Here is a 20425-nt window from a genome sequence, read left to right on the forward strand (position 1 = left end):
TTTTTGTTGTTCGAAGCCTGAGTCGGTTTTAGGAGTGACGGCTTCCCTCCTCACGCATCAGCGCCTGCAAGGTATCGAGCCGTGCACCGTCGAAGGCAATCACGGTGCCCTGCTCGAACACCCGGCGCGCCAGCCCGGTCAACACCGCGCCGGGCGGCAGTTCGATCTGCAGACGTACGCCGCGCTCGTAGGCGCTTTGTACCGTGCCGCGCCAATCGACGATGCGGCACATGTTGAAGGCCAGGTCGTCACGCAAGGCTTCAGGCTTGATCAGCGGACGCGCACGACTGCCGCTCAGGTAACCGATCTTCGGGGTGTGCAGCGGCACCTTGGCGAAGGCTTCGGCCAATCGTTGCGCAGGGGCATCAAGCAAAGGGCAGTGGGACGGCACGCTCACTGCCAGACGCTTGGCCAAGCCAGCCCCGCAACCTTTCGCCAACTCCGCCACCGCTTTCATCGCCGCGTCGCTACCGGCAATCACCACCTGGTTATCGGCATTGATATTGGCCAGATAAACCGGCATTTGCGCGCTGTGTACCTGGGCCAGTAATCCTTCCACCGTGGCCAGGTCCAGACCGATGATCGCGGTCATGCCATAGCCCTGTGGATATGCCTGCTGCATCAGCTCACCGCGCAGGCTGACCAGATGCAACGCATCGCTGAAACCCAGGGCGCCAGCCACCACCGCTGCCGGGTAAGCGCCGATCGACAAGCCGGCCACGTAGTCCGGGGCCATGGTCAACTGACGTGAAGCGGCGACCCCGGCGATCAGCAGGCAAAGCTGAACCGCCCTCGTCGACTGCAACGCCTCGGCAGAATCCAGCCGCGTGACATCTTCACCGAGCAGGTCGCTCGCTTCGTTCAATGTTTCCCGAGGCAAACGCGCCAGCATCCCGGGTTGTTGCGCGCCCTGCCCGGGGAACACCAGCAAGCTGCTCACGCTGCTTGCTCCTGTGGATTCCACGGATCAGTGACCAGGCTGGCCTGAGTGGCACTTTTCAACAGGACCCGCGACGAAGCACCGGCCCATTCGCGCAAGGCAACGGCGCCCGACGGTGTCTGCAATTGCAGGTCCACGCGGCACACGGCTGAATCAAGAACGGCCACCAACGCCCGCGCGTCGTCACGACTCAACGGACGCGGTGTACGCAAGATCAGATCGAGATCGCTGCCCTCATGCAAAGCGGCAAATCCACTGGCCAACTCGAACCCGGCGCTGCCGCTGACACCCCAGACCCAATCACAGTTTTCCAGGTGTGGGCGCAGTTGCGCCAAGGCTCGCAGCGCAGGGAAATCGCGCAGCCCTTGAACATGGCAGAGTTCTTCCGGCCGCACCTGCCGCGTAATGGCGGCGACGCCCATCACCGCCGCAAATCGCTGTTCGCGCATCGGCCCGCGCACGCCCACCGCCACCTGCCCCGCCGCGCACAAGGCGCGACGGACCACCACCGGCTGGCCGGCACTGATCGACTCGATCACCCAGGCAGGCGCATCCGCAGGCAACTGCTGCGGGGTCATGCCCCACAGCAGGTCATGGGCCAGTAGCGTGTTCACCACTGCGCTCTCAGCAATTGGCGAACCTTGCTCGACGCCGCACGATTGGCCGCACCGAGACGACCACTCAGATCACGACCACCGGCGGCCACATCGCCAATTGCCTGAAGCAGGCACTCGGTTACCCGCGCCAGATCCCCCGCCGTCGGCTGCTCGATCTGCTCCACCGACAAGGTTTCCCACAACAAACCCAGGCTGGCATAGCTGTCGATGTCATAGGCCATCGGCGGCACGCTGGCAGCCAGGGCTTCGAGCTCCTCAACGCTGCGCAAAGTCACCCGCGCCGCCGACGCCTTGCCCATGGCATGCACCATCACCCCCGGATCACGCAGGGCGATCAAGCGATTGGCCTGATAGCCGTGGGCCAGAAACGCCCCGGACATCGCCTTGCCCACCAGCAGACCGATCACCGCATGACCAGCGAGACGGGCGCGGGCATAACTGTCCGCCGCAGCGGCCAGCGCCTGATGGATACCGAGGGCTTCCTCGCGTCGACCGTAAGCCTGGCTCGGCACGTCGACGATGGCGATCAGGGCGCGTTTGTGTGCCTTGTTCTGATCGGCGGCGATGACTTCATCCACAGCCTTGGCCAGGCCCCAGCCTTCGAGCAAACCCACTTCGCCGTTGCGGGCACGGACGAAGCGGTTTTCCGGGTCGGCCACCACCGCGATGAAGCGCACAGGCTGAGCGCCCAGCGAACCGTCCGCGACCTTCAGTGAAGCCGGCAAACCCTCGACCGCTTTGGCCCCGGTACTCAAGGCGTTGAACCAGTTCAGGCCTCGCAGGGAATACGAACTCATGGGCGTTCTCCTTGGTACAGATCGCGAACCACGGACGGCTCGATTTGCGGTTCGGCGTCCAGACGCGCCAGGTGTTGCAGGAACAACTCGGCCTGCTGGCTGCGCGGCTGTGCAGGCAAACCCTGCTGGAGCAACTCAGCCACCTGCTGGCGAATCTGCGCCACATCGTCATCCACGTAACGATCCACCAGACCACTGGCGAAACGCTGTTCACCACCGGTCAGGCTCCAGATGAAGGGCCGGTCGCGGGAATCGTATTCTTCGAGTCCGGCTTCCTGCTCGATTACCTGCGGACCGTTCAAGCCGAGTCGCGCTTCCTGGGTCACCAACAGGTAGCTGCACAAGCCGGCGGCAATCGACATGCCGCCAAAGCAGCCGACGCTGCCCGCAACCACACCGACCACGGGTTGGTACTGCTGCAAGTCAACAATCGCCGCGTGGATGTCGGCAATTGCCGCCAGGCCGAGGTTGGCTTCCTGCAAGCGCACGCCGCCGGTTTCCAGCAACAGCACGGCGCGGGTCGGAATGCCGTTGCGGTTGTCTTCAGCGGCCAGTTCCAGTGCACCGGCAATTTTTGCTCCGCCGACTTCACCCAGGCTGCCACCCTGGAATGCGCCTTCAATGGCCGCAATCACCACCGGCAAACCATCGAGATTGCCCTTGGCGATCACCACGCCGTCGTCGGCTTGCGGCACCACGCCCTGGCGCGACAGCCATGGCGACATGATGCGCTGGAACGGATCGAGCAATTCGCGGAAGGTGCCCGCATCGAGCAGGGCCTTGGCCCGTTGCCGGGCACCGAGTTCGACGAAGCTGTGCTTGTTGAGCAAGGCTGCGCTGTCAGTCATGGCCGATCTCCTCGAAGCCCTGTTCCAGGCGCAGGCGCACCACGCCGGGTGTCGCGCCGAAATCGTGGATATCGATATCCATGGCCGGTGGCGTCTGGCCGTCGAACATCCGTGCGAACAGATGCTGCCAGCGTTGTTCGCTGCCATTGACCGAGGTCTGCACGTTGATCGTCAGCTTGCCGGCCTGGCCCGGTTCGATCAGCACTTCCAGATCACCAGAGCCGACACAACCCACCAGGGTGCGACCGCGTGGCGGCTGTCCGGCGGGGAATTCAAAGGATAAGGTTTCCATCAAAACACTCCCTGGATAAGGCCGTCGTCCGACCCGATACGGTCGACGAACAGGCAGGCTGCGAGCAGGTCGGCAGCGCCGCCGGGCGAGGCATTCAAAGCGATGAGTTGTTGGTCCAGCTCATGCAGGCGGCGACGTCCGGCGAGGCTGGCACTGCCACCCGCGTCGAGTACCGCCCGGGCACCCCGCTGCATGGTGCTCAGCCCTTCTTCCCCGGCGCGGTAAAGCACGCAGGTGTCGGCCAGATTGGTCATGATCGCCAGCAGCGCGTCGAGCCGGGCGTTCTGTTCGCCATGACCGGCTGCACGACTGCGTAGCAGTTGTGGCAGACCACGTTGGGTCACCGCCGGAAAACCCAGTTGCGCTTCTTCACGAGCACCCCGAGCGCCGTAGCGTTGGGCCACTTGCGCACCGTGACTGAGCGGACGTGGTGCATAACGGTCGTCGAGCAAGGCCAACCGCGCCACACGCAACGCCACGCTATTGGCGCTACAGGATTGAGGTTCCAGCGCAGCAGCCGTTACCAACAAGCCCAAGGCCCAGATTGCCCCACGATGAGTGTTCACGCCGCCCGTGGTGTCGAGCATCGCTTGCTCGCCTTCGCGACCGATGCGGCCCACGGCTTCGCGCAGGGGCAAGCCGACCTCGCCGAACTCGATGGCGGCTTCAGCCATATCTTTGAAGGCGGGCCACAAGGACAGCGCCGAAGCGTGCATCAACCCCAGATGCAAATCGGTGTGGGCGCCATTGCCGCGACGGTCGACCAGTGCCGGCTTCGGCGACAGATCAGCCTCGTCGATCAATGCGTCCACCGCCAGGTCCGCCAGCCGTTCGGTCAGGCTCAGGCTTTTTGGTTGCAGGTTAAGTGCGTGCATTACCAGCTCCTGAACTTGGCGGGCGGGTTGTAGAGGCCACCGGACCATTCCACCAGATCGGCCACGCTTTTCGCCGCGAGCAATTCGCGAGTGGCGTCGGTGCGGCGGATGCCGAGGTCTTCGGGCAAGGCGATCAGACCTTCGCGACGCATGCGTGCGGTGTCTTTGGGGTTGTGGCGCAGGCCGATGGCGGTGACCCCGGCGACGGCGGCGATCATCGCCTGGCGCTCTTCCAGCGAGCGCGCCTTGTACAGGTAGGCAATGCCTTCTTCAGTCAGCAGGTGGGTGACGTCGTCGCCATAAACCATGATCGGTGCCAGCGGCATGCCGCTTTTCTTCGCCACATCAACGGCATCGAGGGTTTCGACGAAGGTCGGTTTGCCGCCCTCCTGGAAGGTCTCGACCATCTGCACCACGAGTTTTTTACCGCGTTCGAGCATCGGCTCAGCCACATCTGTGTTGCGCATGTCGAGCCAGGCCGGTGTGCCGTGGCGACGACCGCGCGGGTCGTGGCCCATGTTCGGTGCCCCGCCGAAACCGGCCAGGCGCCCGCGCGTCACGGTGGAGGAGTGGCCGTCGCCATCGACCTGCAAAGTCGCGCCGATGAACAGGTCTACTGCGTATTGCCCGGCCAGTTGGCTGAACATCCGATTGGAACGCAGGGAGCCATCGCGCCCGGTAAAGAACACATCCGGCCGCGCCGCAATGTAGTTTTCCATCCCCAACTCGGTGCCGAAGCAATGCACGCTTTCGACCCAGCCGCTTTCAATCGCCGGAATCAGGGTCGGGTGCGGGTTGAGCGTCCAGTTGCGGCAGATCTTGCCTTTGAGGCCGAGGGATTCGCCGTAGGTCGGCAAGATCAGTTCGATGGCCGCGGTGTTGAAACCGATGCCATGGTTGAGCGACTGCACGTTGTGTTTTTCGTAGATCCCGCGAATCGCCATCATCGCCATCAGCACGTGCACGGGCTTGATGTGCCGAGGGTCGCGGGTGAACAGCGGTTCGATGTAGAACGGCTTGTCGGCCACCACCACGAAGTCGACCCAGGAGGCGGGAATGTCGACGCGCGGCAGGTCGCTGACATCGTCCACCAATTGGTTGACCTGGACGATGACGATGCCGTCGCTGAAGGCCGCCGGCTCAATCAGCGCCGGGGTGTCTTCGGTGCTTGGCCCGGTGTAGATGTTGCCGGCGCGGTCGGCCATGAACCCGGCCGAAAGCACGACGTTGGGAATCAGGTCCACCACCAGTCGTGCGTAGAGTTCGATGTAGGTGTGGATCGCGCCGATTTCCAGCAGGCCGTCTTCGAGCAACTGGCTGATGCGCAGGCTTTGGGTGCCGGCAAAAGAGAAGTCGAGCTTGCGGGCGATGCCGCGCTCGAACAAGTCCAGGTGCTCGGCGCGACCGACGCTGGGCATGATCATGTGCAGGTCATGCAGCTTCGCGGGGTCGGCCTTGGCCAGGGAGCGCGAGAGGAAATCCGCCTGCTTCTGGTTGTTGCCTTCGAGCACCACGCGGTCGCCAGGCAGAATCAACGCCTCCAGCGCCGCGACGATGTTGTCGGTGGGCAACACCACGCCGTCGGCAAGCCCTCGCACCAGCTCGAGGCGCCGCTGCTTTTCGCTGCGCCGCCGCGTCCATCGCGAGTCGGGGGATATTGTTGTTGTCATGACCACTCCACGGGTTCGCTGTCGTGGAGCTACCTTAGGAGCGTTGGGTGGGTGTATCAATCAAGCAGAGTGGTGGATCGTTACGCTCAGGGTAATGGTTGTCAGAACTGACGCCTTCGCGGGCAAGCCCTAATGCCGATCAGTCAACGCTTCGAACACCGCAACTCCTGTGGGAGCGAGCTTGCTCCGGGCGGCGTTCCGACGATGACGATCGCATAGCCAACACCTGCATTGCCTGACAGTCCGCTATCGCGAGCAAGCTCGCTCCCACAGGTTTTGCGCCTTAACTGACTGGCATTAGGGCAAGCCCGCTCCAACAGAGACCGTGCAATTTCGCAAATCGTGAATCACCTGAAGAACCTGTGGGAGCGGGCTTGCCCGCGAAGAGGCCGGTCAGATCACCGCTGAATCGGGATCAGTTGATTAACCCGGCATCCACCAACAACGCCTCCAGCGCCAACAGATCCGGCACCTTGGCCACCTGCTCGCCCACCTGCACCGCCGCCTGTTCCAACGAACACAACGGCACATCCACATAACTCAACTGGCTATCGAGCTTGCAGGAGCGCGGAATGCCCTGCACCAATAGCGCGATGAACTTCAGCTCGGGGCGCCCGCCGAGGGCGTTGAGGATCACGATCCGCGCACGTTCGCCGATGACGACTTTCTGCGCGCAGGCCGATTCGAAACTCAGCAGCGGAATCTGCCGTTCGCGCCACATCACCAGGCCCAGGTACCACGGCGGTGTGTCAAGGTCGAAAGTCCCCGGCGGCTGGTAATCGATCAGCTCGGCAACGGCGACGTTGGGCAGGATCAGGTTACGGTCGGCCAACGGCAGCAGCAGGCCGGTGAGGTTGCTGGTGCGGTGCTCAAGCATGGGTCTTGCTCCACAAGGCGATGCTTTCGAGCAGCACCGATTCCTGGTACGGCTTGCCGAGGTAGTCGTTGACGCCGATGGCCATGGCGCGGTCGCGGTGTTTCTGTCCGGTGCGGGAGGTGATCATGATGATCGGCAGGTGTCGCAGGCGTTCGTCGTTGCGCACCTGGGTCGCGACTTCGAAGCCATCCATGCGCGGCATCTCGATGTCCAGCAGCATCAGGTCGGGCATGTGTTCTTCCAACAGCAGCATGGCATCGACCCCGTCCTTGGCGGTCAACACGTTCATGCCGTGGCGTTCGAGCAAGCGGCTGGTGACCTTGCGCACGGTGACCGAGTCGTCGACCACCATCACCAGCAGCGGCCGATGCGGTTCGGCCTCGACCTCTTGTCCTGCCGGACGCTGGGGCACACGGGCCTGCATGGCGCGGATCGGCGCCAGCAAATCCAGAATCAGCACCACCCGGCCGTCTCCGAGAATCGTCGCCCCGGACACCCCTTGCACCGCCGCGAACTGCGGCCCCAGGCTCTTGACCACGATTTCGCGAGTGCCGGCCATGGCGTCCACCAGCACCGCGATGTGCCGTTCGTTGCACTGCACCAGCAACACCGGCAATGGCAGGCTCTGGCCCAACAGCTTCGGGCGCGGGCTGGTTTTCAGCAGCTCACCCAGATAGCACAGCTCGTAACGTTGTCCGGCGTATTCGTAGGTTGGCGAATCGAAACGGAAATACCCTTCGAGTTCATTGGGCAGGACGCGCACGATGCCGTCGATGGTATTGAGCGGGATCGCGTATTGGTCCTCACCGCACTGCACCATCAGCGCCCGGTTGACCGATACGGTGAACGGCAGGCGAATGCGAAAATGCACGCCCTGCCCCGGCACCGAGTCGATGCTCATGGTGCCGCCCAGTTGCCGCACCTCTTCGTGCACCACGTCCATGCCGACGCCGCGCCCGGAGATCTGGGTGATTTTTTCGGCGGTGGAAAACCCCGGTTGCAGGATGAACTGCAACACGTCGTGATCACTGATGACACTGTCCGGGGCGAGCAGACCGCGCTTGATCGCCTTGCGCCGCACCGCGTCCAGCGGCACACCGGCGCCGTCGTCGCGGATGTCGAAAATGATGTCGCCCCCTTCGCGCAGCAGATCGAGGGTGATCTTGCCCTTGGCCGGTTTTCCCGCCGCCAGCCGTGCTTCGACGGACTCCAGGCCGTGGTCGACGGCGTTGCGCAGCATGTGTTCCAGCGGCGCGGCCATGCGTTCGAGAACGTTGCGGTCCATCTCGCCTTCGGCGTTATCGACGATGAAATCCACGTCCTTGCCCAGTTCGCCGGCCACCTGCCGAACAATGCGCTGCAAACGCGGGAGCATGCGCTCGAACGGCACCATGCGCGTGCGCATCAGGCCTTCCTGCAATTCGGTGTTGATGCGGCCCTGCTGTTGCAACAGGTTTTCCGCATCCTGATTGCGTCGTTCGAGGGTTTCCTTGAGGTCGAGCAAGTCAGAGGCCGATTCGAACAGCGCCCGGGACAGTTGCTGCAATTGAGAGTGGCGGTCCATTTCCAGCGGGTCGAACTCTTCGTAGCCCAGGCGCTCGGCGTCGACTTGCTGGCGGCTGAGGATCCGCCCCTGGGTTTCGGTATCGAGGCGACGCAACTGGTCGCGCATTCGCTCGATGGTGGTCTCCATCTCATTCAGGGCGATGTGCGCATCGTTGACCTGCTGCTCGATCCGGCCACGGAAGATCGATGTTTCACCGGCCAGGTTGACCAGATCATCGAGCAGCTCCGCCGAGACCTTGACCATGTCGGCGCCGGCATCGGACGGCGGCGTCAGCGGCTCGGCCTTGGGCGTGGCCGGCAGAGCAATCGGCGCGGGGGCTTCAGGCACGGCCGGGTGGCTGAAGTTCTTGATGGCATCGATCAAGCGATCGGCCGGCGGCATCGGCTCACCGGCGCGGGCCGCATCGAGCATCTGCGCCAGGCGGTCATGGCTGCGCTGCAACAGCGCGAACAACGGCTCCGTCGGTTGCAACACGCCGGTGGACAGGCCTTCGTAGAGGAACTCCAGTTCATGGGCCAGATCACCAATCGCGGCGATTTCCATCATGCGCGCGCCGCCCTTGAGGGTGTGCAGGTCGCGCAGCAGGGTTTCCACTTCCTGCCGATTCGAAGGCTGGACCTGCCAGCGCTCCAGCGCCGCCCCGGAGCTTTCAATGATGTCGAAACCTTCCTCGAGGAATATTTCCAGCAATTGCGGATCGTGCGCAGCCGAGTCGTTGTCGGTCGCCTGCCGGGCAGACTCGGCGATACCCGCATGCCCTTGACGGTAGGCACGAATGGCTTCGATCAGCTCTCGGGCATCGTCCAGTGGCTGGTTGAGCTGCAACTGTTCGAAATACAACGCCAGTCGCTCATGGCTCTGTTTAAGCAACACCGCCATTGAATCGCTGAAGGCATAACGACGGTCCACCAGGCCCTGGTAAAGACTTTCCAGTTCATGGGCCAGATCGCCGACCGGCCCGACCTCGGCCATGCGTGCGCCACCCTTGAGGGTGTGCAAATCCCGTTGCAGGGACGACAGCGGCGCGGCGTTGTCCGGGTCGCGCAACCAACGCTGCAAGGCATGACCGGCGCTTTCGAGGATATCCACCGCTTCTTCGAGGAAGATCGCAACGATTTCATCGTCCGGCCCCGTGGCCGTGGTGGCTTGGGCCAGCTCCTCGGTGGCAGAACCCAATTCGCGGATGCTCAGGCTACGGCTGCCATCACTGCGGATCAGGCCCATGGCCGACGGGTCGAGGCTCTCGTCGAGCAGTTCGCGCAAGGCCCTGATCCGTTGCGGTTGCGGGCTGACTTCCTGACCGGCGGCCAGTTCGTCGAGCATGTTGATCAGTGCTTCGTGGGCACCCTGTGCTTCATGGAAAAACCGCTCGCTGACCGCGAGGCTGCTTTCCTCCACGGCACCGTACAGGTCGAGCAGCGCTTCGCACAGCTCATCCACCGGGTGCAGGTCGGCCAGATGGGCGCCTTCGCCGAGGGTGGTCAATTCGTCCAGCAGTGCGCTGAGTTCCTGACGTTCGCCGGGGTGTTGCTGCCAACGCTGCAACAGGCTTTCGGCGTCCAGCAGGATGTCCATGCCCTGGGCGAGGAAGTTGTTGATCAGTTGCGGGTCGCGCTTGATCCGCAGCCCGGTGTTCGGCGTGAGGTTTTCCAGGCGCTCGGCCAACAACGCCTTGGCTCGCTCGGTCAAACCCCGGGCGCCGGGAATTTCCGCCAGCGGATCGCGTTTGAGCTGGCGTAAGCCGAGGCGGAACAGCCCTTCTGCCTCCAGCAGCAGTTCAACTTCGTCCAGATCCAGCGCAATCAGGTGTGCCTTGTATTCCCGGGCCAGTTGATCCAGCGGCGCGGCCAGTTCGGCAATCGGCAACACGCCGGCCATGGAGGCGCTGCCCTTGAGGGTGTGCAAGGCGCGCTGCAATTGGTCGCTGGCCTGCAACGGCACATGTTCGGCGGCCTGATCAAGGAAGCGATTGAGGCTGCCCAAGTGGGTTTCGGCCTCTTTGCGGAAGATCTCCAGCAACAGCGGGTCGAGGGCCGCGACATCCTGCGTATCCTCATCGGACACCGGCTCATCGCCCTTGGCCAGGGCATGGGCACGCGCTGCCAACTGGTCGACATCGTTGCGCTGACGCTGGGCATTGGCGGCGTATTCCGCCACCAGTTCCGGCAGCAGCTGCAGCACATCGCCGATCAGTCGTTGCACCGTAGCGCCCGGCTCCACGCTGTCTTCCAGTACGCGGTTGAGCAGGTTTTCCACAGCCCAGGCCAGCTCACCCAACACCAGGGCGCGCACCATCCGGCCGCTGCCCTTGAGGGTATGAAAGGCGCGGCGCAGCTCACTCAGGGCCGAGCGGTTGTCGGGGTTGACCGACCAGCGCGGCAAGTACTCGCGCAGGATTTCCAGGACTTCGTCGGTTTCCTCGAGGAACACCTCACGCAGTTCCTCGTCCACCGGTTCTTCGCCTGCAGGTGGCGGCAGCAGGCTGCCCGGGGTGTTCAGCGCGGGCGGGTTCAGGCTCGAAACCGGGCTGGCAAGCACGTCGGCCAGGGTCTGGACGGTCTGCGGATCATCCAGCTCCTGCATCATCTGCATGACCTGCGCTTCGGTCGGGTTGAGCACATCATCAAGCACTGGCACATGCTGCTCACTGGGGAAAAACCCGAGGCTGGCCAGGCTTTTTTCCGCGACATCGAGCAGGTTTTCACCCTGTGCTTGCGGGTCATCGCTGAGGCGCTCGAGGTAGTACTCGATGCTGGTGATCACGTCGGCCAGGCTGTCCAGTTCCTGCCAGCCCGGTTGACCCGGTTCGAGCAACAGGTGCTCGCGGATAAAGTGATTGCAGGTTTCGACCAGACTCGCCGCCCGGCCCAGCGGAATCATCGCCAGCGCGCCGCGCACCTGGGTCAGCAAGGCCGGCAGCGCCTGCAAATGCTGGCGGTCCCAATCGGCGTCGATGTAGTCGACGATCATGTCTTTGGCCTGCTGCAAACAGATGCGGGCCTCCTTGATCACAATCTGATGGATCTGCGTCAGGTCGGTGGTCGGCAGGCGGTTGTCTTCCTGGCTCTCCGGCTCCACGGTACCGACCATGCCGGCCAGCGTCGCTTCGACGTACAACAAGGCCCCGGCAACGTCCATGAGGATCGCATCGTTGGGTTCGCGCTGGCCCTGGGCGAGGCTGAGCACCACCGCCAATTGATCGATGATCACCTTGCGCGGCTGGCCGAAGCCCAGGACCGCCAGGGTGTCGGCGATTTGCCGCAGCGGCGCCAGCAGGCTGTCGAGGTCAGAGGTGTGCTGGCGGTCACTGCGCACGAACAGGTCCAGGCGCTCCTTGACCCGCACCAGCTCTTCGCACAGCGCCGCCAGTACCGAGCGCATGGCATCACGGTCAGGACCGGCCAGCCGCGCGCGTTCTTCATCGACCATCGCGCTGTCGGGCAGCGCGTCGTCCAGTGAGTAGCGTTCTTTCATGGTCAGCATCTGCCCGGTGGGATGTTCGGCCTTGGCAATGTAGAAGAGCAAACTCTTGAGCAGCTCCGGCGGGGCCGCTTGGTTGATGCCTTGAATGCCTTGTTCGAGAAGACGCTTGAGCTCAATGTCGGCGTCCTTGAACAGGCTGCGCAAGGCCGGGCTGTTGGCGATCGCACCGCCCTGCATGCCTTCGACCAGCGCCGATGCCACCTGCCATAACGGGCTCAGGGGTGCATTGGCGCACAGTGCTTCGAGGCGGGTAAAGACCTTGGCCAGGTAATCGAGGTTGGTGTCGTTGTCCTGTTCACGCAGGAAACCGACCAGCGCCATTTGCAGCATCTGCCGCAGCTTGCGCAGCACATTGGGCAATTCGGCCGGCTCCAGCTGCGCCAGCGTTTCTGCGTCCAGCGCTGGTAACTCGGGCAATTGCGGGCTGAACAGGCTGGTTTCCGACAGCAGGCTTTCGCCGCGGGCGCTGCGCAGGTCGTTGATCAGTGGCAACACCACCAGAGGCAAGTCACGACGCGCGCCTTGCACCCGGTCGAGGTAGATCGGCAGCTGCCCCAGGGCCTGCATCAACAGGTGCAACGCCTCGTCGCGATGACTGACACGGCTGCCCTGCAAGGCCATGGCCAGTTGTTCCATTTCTTCGGCGAGCAACGCCGCGCCGTAGAACTCGACCATCTGCAAACTGCCGTGGACCTGATGGATGCATGCCAGGCAATCATCCAGCGCTTGCGTCGCCTGCGGGTCATCGAGCAGGTTTTCGATCGCGTGATGAGCCTGTTTCAGCGTTTCGGCAATCTCGCCCTTGACCCACTCGAGGGCCACATAGTCGTGCCGATCACCCATAACCACTCCAATCACAATTCAGATACCCATGGGCGGTTCAAGCTTTGTCCACAACCTGCGCCTTGGCATCCGGCAAGGTGAAACCGGACACCGAACGACGCAATTGACTGGCCATTTTCGCCAGGTTGCCGATGCTATCGGCCGTGGCGGTGGAACCCGACGACGTCTGCGAGGTGATCTGCTGGATCACGTTCATCGTCAGGGAAATCTGACCGGCCGACGACGTCTGCTGTTGCGCCGCATTGGAAATGCTCTGGATCAATGCCGCGAGCGTCTTGGAGACGCCTTCGATTTCTTCCAGGGCCACACCGGCATCCTGCGCCAGACGGGCGCCGCGCACCACTTCGGTCGTCGTCTGCTCCATGGAGATGACCGCTTCGTTGGTGTCGGTCTGGATCGCCCGCACCAGGGTTTCGATCTGCCGGGTGGCGGCGGATGAGCGCTCGGCCAGGCGCTGCACTTCATCGGCGACCACGGCGAAACCGCGACCGGCGTCACCGGCCATGGACGCCTGGATAGCCGCGTTGAGGGCAAGGATGTTGGTCTGGTCGGCAATGTCATCGATCAGGCTGACAATGTCGCCGATTTCCTGGGACGACTCGCCCAGGCGCTTGATGCGCTTGGCGGTGTCCTGGATCTGCTCGCGAATGTTGTCCATGCCGTGGATGGTGTTGTGCACCACCTCGTTGCCCTTGTTGGCGATTTCCACCGAGCGCTCGGCAACCGCCGAAGATTCAGCTGCGTTGGCCGACACCTGGTCGATCGACTCGGCCATGTCGTTGATTGCCATGGAGGCCTCGGAAATCTGCTGGGCCTGATGCTCCGACGCTTGGGCCAGGTGCATGGCGGTGGCCTGGGTTTCCTGCACGGCGGCTGCGACCTGGCCGGCGGTGAGGTTGATGGTCGCGACCAGATCGCGCAACTGGTCGACGGAGTAATTGATCGAATCGGCGATGGTGCCGGTAAAGTCTTCGGTCACCGAGGCGGTCACCGTGAGGTCGCCGTCGGCCAGGTCTTCGATCTCGTCGAGCAGGCGCATGATCGCGTTCTGGTTACGCTCGTTTTTCTCCGCGGTTTCGCGCAACTGACGATTGGTTTCGCGCACCATCACCATGCCGATCAGGATGATCGAAGCCAGCGCCAGCAAGCCCAGTACGTAACCACCAATGGTGTCGGTGGTGCGTCCACCGACCAGGTTTTCGAAACCGTTGGCCAAGTGCGAGGCTTCATCGAGCAGGGTTTGCGACAGACTGAAAATGTTCGAGGCCGATTCGCGGACCTTGAACAGCTCCGGCGAGGTTTCGAGGATCTCGTCCACCGAGCCCGAGACGAACTCGAACAGCTCGGAGATTTCCGCGAGACGCGCACGGGCGTCACGATCTTCGACCTGGCTGACCTTGAGCGCCGGGTCGCCCTGGAGCATGCCGTTGAGCACCTTGCCGAACTGCGTCGCATCACGTCCGAACGCATCGGCGGCCTGCTGTGAATTTTCGTCGCCGGCCAATACCGTGTTGACCGCGCCGAGGATCCGCTCGGCCAGCAGCGATTGGCGCTGGGCCATCGCCACCTGGGCCGCCGGAGCGCCCCGTTGCAGGAGAATCTCGACGACTTTTTCGTACTCGACCTGCAACTGCGGCACGGTTTCGGCCAGGGTCGCGGCGACCTGATGCAGCGACAGTACGGTTTGCTCGCTGGAAAGAATCGCATCGGTGTTTTTCAGCAGGCGTTCCCAGTCCTGTTGCACCGCGCGCATCTCCGGACGCACGGTAGCAGGGGCCGGCGGCAGGCCGGTGGCCGGGTCGCCCTTTTTCAGATAACCCCAGCGCTGGGCGAAGTCGTTGCGCGCATCGCTGAGCAACTTGAACGCGGCAGCCTTGCCGGCGGCGGCTTCGGTGGCGTTCTTGGCGATACGCTGGGACAGCACGCGCAGTTCGCCCGCGTGGCCGATGTACTGTTTGTCGTAGGTAGCCTGGGTGTTGAGGTACGCGAAGTTGGCGAACAGCAGCATGATGAAGACGATCAGCGCGATGAACAGCACGATAATCTGCGACCGGCTGCGCGACCCTTCCAATGGCTTGCCTGCTTTTGCTTTTATCATCGGTCCTCGCCTGTTAACCAGCACCTTCCAAGACTTACCGGGGAACCTGTGGGAGCGAGCTTGCTCCAACTACACCGCGACGTTCATGAACCCCTGAGACTGCGTCAACGCAAACGGGCTGAACACCTGCCAGCACTGCTCGCGCTGAAACCGGCCTTTGACGAACGCCGCCATAGGCCCTTTCAACTCTTCTGCCAGCACCGGCTCCAGGCTGTCCTGGGCAAAGTGCTGGAGGCCGAAGACTTCGTCGACCAACAACCCGGCAAACACCTCTTCATGTTCCACCACCAACACCCGCCGCTGCCCGCGCACCGCCGAAAGCTCGTGCCCGAAGAAGCCGCACAAGTCCATGACCGGCAGCAAACGCCCGCGCAGGTTGGCGACACCCTTGACCCAGGGTTTGACCCCCGGCAGCTGAGTGACGCGCGGCTCGTGCAGGACTTCGCTGACTTCGCTCATGGGCGCGACGTACCAGTGCTCGCCCAGGCGAAAACCGATGCCGCTCCAGCTGTCCCGCCGGGGTGGCTGGGACGGCAAGTCCGCCGCCAGCAAACGACAGCGCCGGTCGATTTGCAGCAGCAGCTCAAAAGCCGTCAGCGACTCGTTCATGACCTGACGATCAACCGGCCAGCACGTTGTTCAGGGTATTGATCAGGGTGTCTTCATCGACCGGTTTGGTCAGGTAATCCCTGGCGCCCTGGCGCGTGCCCCAGACCTTGTCGGTTTCCTGGTCCTTGGTGGTGATGATGATCACCGGGATGTGTCCGGTTTCCGGATCCTTGGTGAGCTGACGGGTCGCCTGGAAGCCGTTGAGGCCGGGCATGACAATGTCCATCAGCACCGCGTCGGGTTTTTCCTGGCGGGCCAGGGCCACACCGTCGGCGCCGTTTTCGGCTTTCAACACTTCATGACCGTGCTTTTCCAGCATGCCGGTCAGTTTGTACATTTCGGTCGGCGAATCATCGACGATCAGAATACGTGCCATGGTCTTCCCCATTCTTGTCGACGCCGGGCCCGATGGCCGAGCGTCACTGTGCGTGTCCTACTGCGGCAAAACGGCGGCGAAACCCGGTACATGGGCCTGGATCGCATCAAGCAATTCTTCCTTGCTGAAAGGCTTGGTCAAAAACTGGTCGGAGCCGACGATGCGCCCCTTGGCCTTGTCGAACAGCCCGTCCTTGGACGACAGCATAATCACCGGCGTGGACTTGAACGCGCTGTTGTTCTTGATCAGGGCGCAGGTCTGGTAGCCATCCAGGCGCGGCATCATGATGTCGACAAAGATGATGCCGGGATGGTTGTCGGCAATCTTGGCCAGGGCATCGAAGCCGTCGATGGCGGTAATGACTTCGCACCCGACGCTCTTCAACAGCGTTTCGGCGGTGCGACGAATCGTCTTCGAATCGTCGATCACCATGACCTTCAAGGCGCTGGGGTGCTGTTCCATAAATGCTCTACCGTCGCCTTTGCGAAACAATTTGTCCGTTTGCCGGTTAACGGCAGCTCGAAACCCTTGATGTTCAAGGGCCATTACCACTTGGCAGCCTTTTTAGCACAGTCTCCAAAACCAATCTATCGGCCGACCTTCAAGGTGGTTTTTCCTTGACCGGGAACACACTCAGCGCCACTCTGACGCCACTTTTATACGGCTCTTTGTAGGAGCGAGCCTGCTCGCGATGATCGCTAACGATGACGCGTGCTGGCTGGATGAACGCGGTGCTCTGACATCCATCGCGAGCAGGCTCGCTCCTACAGATCGGCACAAGCCCCCAAAATTTCGAGGAAAACCCAATGAGCGTTCGCGTCGGGATTGTCATGGACCCTATCGCCAGCATTTCCTATAAAAAGGATAGCTCGCTGGCCATGCTGCTGGCCGCGCAAAAGCGCGGCTGGGAGCTGTTCTACATGGAGCAGCGCGACCTCTATCAGGGCGAAGGCCAGGCGCGGGCGCGGATGCGTCCGCTGCAGGTGTTCGCCAACCCGGAAAAATGGTTCGAACTGGGCGCTGAAAGCGACGCACTGCTAAGCGATCTGGACGTGATCCTGATGCGCAAGGATCCGCCGTTCGACATGGAGTTCGTCTACTCCACTTATTTGCTGGAACAAGCCGAGCGCGCCGGTGTGCTGGTGGTCAACAAGCCGCAAAGCCTTCGCGACTGCAACGAAAAGCTGTTCGCCACACTGTTCCCGCAGTGCACGCCGCCGACCATCGTCAGCCGCCGCCCGGACGTACTGCGCGAATTCGCCGATCACCATGGCGATGTGATTCTCAAGCCGCTGGACGGCATGGGCGGCTCCTCGATTTTCCGCCACACCGCCGGCCACCCGAACCTCTCGGTGATCCTCGAAACCCTGACCCTGCATGGTCAGCAGCAAATCATGATCCAGGGTTACCTGCCAGCTATCGTCGATGGTGACAAGCGCATCCTGATGATCGATGGCGAGCCTGTGGATTATTGCCTGGCGCGGATTCCGGCCAAGGGCGAAACCCGTGGCAACCTCGCCGCCGGTGGCCGTGGCGAAGCCCGCCCGCTGACCGACAAGGACCGCTGGATCGCCGCGCAAGTCGGCCCGACCCTGCGTGAAAAAGGCCTGTTGTTCGTTGGCCTGGACGTGATCGGCGAGCACCTGACCGAGATCAACGTCACCAGCCCGACCTGCATTCGCGAGATTGATAACGCGTTTGGCACCGACATCGGCGGCATGCTGATGGATGCCATCGATCAGAAGCTCAAGGCACGTTGATTAGCCAAACCAACATTGCGTTATCATGCGCGGCCTGTGAAAACGCGATGTTGGTTTCCTTGTCATGACCCTCCCGTCCGATCTGCCTGCCGAACTCGCCCACCGTGGCGTGCGCCCGGCCGATCGCCTCGGTTTTACCCTGTTTCTGGCGGCGCTGATCCACCTGGCCTTGCTGTTGGGTGTCGGGTTTGCAGTGGTCGAACCAAAGCAGATCAGCAAAACCCTGGAAATCACCCTCGCCACCTTCAAAAGCGAAAAGAAGCCTGAAAAGGCCGACTTCCTCGCCCAGGAGAATCAGCAAGGCAGCGGCACCCTGGATAAAAAGGCGATTCCCAAGACCACCGAGGTCGCGCCGTTCCAGGACAACAAGGTGCAAAAGGTCACGCCACCGCCGGCCGCCAAGCCTGAAACGCAGGAAGCCCCGCCCAAGGCTGCCGTGACCACCGTGGCACCGAAACCGAAAAAAGCCCCCGCCAAGACCGAGGAGCCCAAGACCGAGGTCAAATCCCAGGTCCAGGCACCGACGTTCGACAGCGAGCAGCTGTCCAGCGACATCGCCAGCCTGGAAGCGGAACTGGCCGCCGAACAACAGCTGTACGCCAAGCGCCCGCGCATTCACCGCTTGAGCGCGGCCTCGACCATGCGCGACAAGGGCGCCTGGTACAAGGACGAATGGCGCAAGAAAGTCGAGCGCATCGGCAACCTCAATTACCCCGACGAAGCGCGGCGCAAACAGATCTACGGCAACTTGCGCCTGATGGTGTCGATCAATCGCGACGGTTCGCTGTATGAAGTACTGGTGCTGGAGTCTTCCGGCCAGCCGCTGCTGGACCAGGCGGCGCAACGAATCGTCCGGCTGGCGGCGCCGTTTGCACCGTTTACCGGGGATCTCTCGGATGTTGACCGGCTGGAGATCATCCGCACCTGGAAGTTTGCCCGTGGGGACAGGCTCTCAAGCAACTGACCACCCCCGAAACCCTGTGGGAGCGAGCTTGCTCGCGATGACAACTTCACATTCAACAGAGATGTCGACTGCCAGGCCGCCATCGCGAGCAAGCTCGCTCCCACAGGAATCCAAGTCGTCAGTGGGGATTTGAGGCATTTCCTGTGCATCCCCAGCTTGTCAGTTCGCCCCTCGAACGCCACACTAGCGCTCATGAAAAACGTCAGCCCCAGCTACCTCAAGCATCAATTCCTGATCGCCATGCCGCACATGGCCGACCCGAACTTTGCGCACACCTTGACCTACATCGTCGAGCACACGGCCAATGGTGCCATGGGGCTGGTRGTCAACCGTCCGCAAGAGCTGAGTCTGGCCGATATCCTTGAGCAATTGCGCCCGGATATCGAACCGCCAGCGCTCTGCCAGCATGTGCCGATCTTTGTCGGCGGCCCGGTGCAGACCGATCGCGGCTTTGTCCTTCACCCCAAGGGGCTGAGCTTCCAGGCAACCGTTGATCTGGAAGACGAATTATCCCTGTCGACCACCCAGGACATACTGTTCGCCATCGCTGACGGCGTCGGCCCGGCCAAAAGCCTGATTGCCCTCGGCTATGCCGGCTGGGAAGCCGGGCAGCTGGAGGCCGAACTGGCGCAGAACGCCTGGCTGACCTGCCCGTTTGACGCCGACATCCTGTTCAACACCAGCAGCGAACTGCGCCTGGAAGCGGCAGCCAAACATCTGGGCGTGAACCTCAGCCTGCTGACCAGCCAGGCGGGGCACGCCTGATGGCCCTGCGGCTGATTCTCGGATTCGACTACGGCACCAAACAGATTGGTGTTGCGGTCGGCCAGGTGGTGACCGGCCAGGCCCGCGAGCTGTGCACCCTGAAAGCGCAGAACGGCATTCCCGACTGGAACCAGGTCGAAGCCCTCATCAAAGAATGGAAGCCCGATGCCGTGGTGGTCGGCCTGCCGCTGAACATGGACGGCACCCCCAGTGACATGTGCGCCCGCGCAGAAAAGTTCGCCCGGCGCCTGAACGGCCGCTTCAACCTGCCCTTCTATACCCACGATGAACGCCTGACCACCTTTGAGGCCAAGGGCGAACGCCTGGCCCGGGGCGGCCAGAAAGGCAGTTACCGTGACAACCCGGTCGATGCCATCGCCGCCGCCCTGCTGCTGCAAGGCTGGCTCGACGAAAATGGCGCACTGTTCGAGTCCTGAAGAGCCGTTGTGCGTCTCCATTAGCTACAACCCGAGCCATTTTGCGCACAAGCTGGCTCGAACCCAAGAAGGAGCAACCATGAGCCTGCCCAATCCCGCCGAACTGGTCAGCCAGATGGCAACCCGACTTGACGCTTATTTGGCCAAACGAGGCATCAGCGACCCGCGTTTCATCGGCATCCGTACCGGCGGCGTCTGGGTGGCCCAGGCCCTGCTCAAGGAACTGGGCAGCAATGAGCCCCTCGGCACTCTCGACGTGTCCTTCTACCGCGACGATTTCAGCCAGAACGGCCTGCACCCGCAGGTTCGCCCTTCGGCGCTGCCGTTCGAGATCGAAGGCCAGCACCTGGTGCTGATCGACGACGTGCTGATGAGCGGTCGGACCATCCGCGCCGCCATGAACGAACTGTTCGACTACGGCCGCCCGGCCAGCGTGACGCTGGTGTGCCTGCTGGATCTGGACGCCGGCGAGCTGCCGATCCGCCCGAACGTGGTAGGCGCGACCCTGTCCCTGGCTGCCCACGAACGGGTAAAGCTGTCTGGCCCGGAGCTCGCGCTCGAACTGCAAGACCTCGCCCTTTAATTCGCCCTATTGAGAGTCCCCCTC

Annotated in this window: 18 protein-coding genes; 5 read left to right on the top strand and 13 right to left on the bottom strand. The window is 62.7% G+C overall.

The window, feature by feature from the left end:
* Positions 1-28 precede the first annotated feature (28 nt).
* From mdcH to pilG, 13 genes are all read right to left on the bottom strand, one after another.
* Positions 29-940: a malonate decarboxylase subunit epsilon gene (gene mdcH, locus ACXRVY_RS00620; RefSeq protein ID WP_223456727.1), complete on the bottom strand. Its 912-nt coding sequence runs from the start codon at positions 938-940 to the stop codon at positions 29-31.
* A complete protein-coding gene (locus ACXRVY_RS00625) occupies positions 937-1557 on the bottom strand; it encodes a malonate decarboxylase holo-ACP synthase (protein WP_223456725.1) in 621 nt (206 codons plus the stop codon). Before ACXRVY_RS00625 ends, mdcH begins: the two co-directional genes overlap by 4 nt.
* The gene (gene mdcE / locus ACXRVY_RS00630) at positions 1551-2354 is read right to left on the bottom strand and encodes a biotin-independent malonate decarboxylase subunit gamma (RefSeq protein WP_223456723.1); all 804 of its coding nucleotides are present in this window, start codon (positions 2352-2354) and stop codon (positions 1551-1553) included. Before mdcE ends, ACXRVY_RS00625 begins: the two co-directional genes overlap by 7 nt.
* Positions 2351-3202, bottom strand: coding sequence for a biotin-independent malonate decarboxylase subunit beta (locus tag ACXRVY_RS00635; protein ID WP_223456721.1), 852 nt, complete (start codon positions 3200-3202; stop codon positions 2351-2353). The genes mdcE and ACXRVY_RS00635 overlap by 4 nt, the downstream gene beginning before the upstream one ends.
* Positions 3195-3494 (bottom strand): malonate decarboxylase subunit delta, encoded by a 300-nt coding sequence (locus ACXRVY_RS00640; protein WP_007975424.1) that lies wholly within the window; start codon positions 3492-3494, stop codon positions 3195-3197. The genes ACXRVY_RS00635 and ACXRVY_RS00640 overlap by 8 nt, the downstream gene beginning before the upstream one ends.
* Complete coding sequence (locus ACXRVY_RS00645) at positions 3494-4369, bottom strand: triphosphoribosyl-dephospho-CoA synthase (RefSeq protein ID WP_223456719.1); 876 nt, start codon at positions 4367-4369, stop codon at positions 3494-3496. Before ACXRVY_RS00645 ends, ACXRVY_RS00640 begins: the two co-directional genes overlap by 1 nt.
* On the bottom strand, positions 4369-6039 hold the full coding sequence (gene mdcA / locus ACXRVY_RS00650) for a malonate decarboxylase subunit alpha (protein ID WP_007987781.1): 1671 nt from the start codon (positions 6037-6039) through the stop codon (positions 4369-4371). Before mdcA ends, ACXRVY_RS00645 begins: the two co-directional genes overlap by 1 nt.
* Positions 6040-6454: 415 nt before the next feature.
* Complete coding sequence (locus tag ACXRVY_RS00655) at positions 6455-6916, bottom strand: chemotaxis protein CheW (protein WP_223456717.1); 462 nt, start codon at positions 6914-6916, stop codon at positions 6455-6457.
* The gene (locus ACXRVY_RS00660) at positions 6909-12809 is read right to left on the bottom strand and encodes an Hpt domain-containing protein (protein ID WP_223456716.1); all 5901 of its coding nucleotides are present in this window, start codon (positions 12807-12809) and stop codon (positions 6909-6911) included. The genes ACXRVY_RS00655 and ACXRVY_RS00660 overlap by 8 nt, the downstream gene beginning before the upstream one ends.
* Positions 12810-12846: 37 nt before the next feature.
* The gene (locus ACXRVY_RS00665; RefSeq protein ID WP_223456715.1) at positions 12847-14907 is read right to left on the bottom strand and encodes a methyl-accepting chemotaxis protein; all 2061 of its coding nucleotides are present in this window, start codon (positions 14905-14907) and stop codon (positions 12847-12849) included.
* Positions 14908-14976: 69 nt separating this feature from the next.
* Entirely contained in the window at positions 14977-15516 is a 540-nt protein-coding gene (locus ACXRVY_RS00670; RefSeq protein WP_223456714.1) for a chemotaxis protein CheW, read from the bottom strand.
* Between the two features lie 10 nt (positions 15517-15526).
* On the bottom strand, positions 15527-15892 hold the full coding sequence (pilH, locus tag ACXRVY_RS00675; RefSeq protein WP_223456713.1) for a twitching motility response regulator PilH: 366 nt from the start codon (positions 15890-15892) through the stop codon (positions 15527-15529).
* 57 nt (positions 15893-15949) lie between these two features.
* Positions 15950-16354 (bottom strand): twitching motility response regulator PilG, encoded by a 405-nt coding sequence (gene pilG, locus ACXRVY_RS00680; protein WP_223456712.1) that lies wholly within the window; start codon positions 16352-16354, stop codon positions 15950-15952.
* 344 nt (positions 16355-16698) lie between these two features.
* Here pilG and gshB point away from each other — a divergent pair, with 344 nt between their 5' ends.
* The 5 genes from gshB to pyrR all read left to right on the top strand — a co-directional run bounded on the left by gshB (position 16699) and on the right by pyrR (position 20401).
* The gene (gene gshB / locus ACXRVY_RS00685; RefSeq protein WP_095944401.1) at positions 16699-17652 is read left to right on the top strand and encodes a glutathione synthase; all 954 of its coding nucleotides are present in this window, start codon (positions 16699-16701) and stop codon (positions 17650-17652) included.
* A gap of 64 nt (positions 17653-17716) precedes the next feature.
* Positions 17717-18616, top strand: a complete 900-nt coding sequence (locus tag ACXRVY_RS00690; protein ID WP_223456711.1) for an energy transducer TonB — start codon at positions 17717-17719, stop codon at positions 18614-18616.
* 192 nt (positions 18617-18808) lie between these two features.
* Positions 18809-19381 carry a YqgE/AlgH family protein gene (locus ACXRVY_RS00695; RefSeq protein ID WP_223456709.1) on the top strand — a complete coding sequence of 191 codons (573 nt, stop codon included), beginning with the start codon at positions 18809-18811 and terminating at the stop codon, positions 19379-19381.
* Entirely contained in the window at positions 19381-19818 is a 438-nt protein-coding gene (gene ruvX / locus ACXRVY_RS00700) for a Holliday junction resolvase RuvX (RefSeq protein ID WP_057398155.1), read from the top strand. Before ACXRVY_RS00695 ends, ruvX begins: the two co-directional genes overlap by 1 nt.
* Before the next feature lie 79 nt (positions 19819-19897).
* A complete protein-coding gene (gene pyrR / locus ACXRVY_RS00705; RefSeq protein WP_223456707.1) occupies positions 19898-20401 on the top strand; it encodes a bifunctional pyr operon transcriptional regulator/uracil phosphoribosyltransferase PyrR in 504 nt (167 codons plus the stop codon).
* Positions 20402-20425: the final 24 nt, after the last annotated feature.

This window comes from Pseudomonas sp. P5_A2_2, assembly GCF_054177685.1.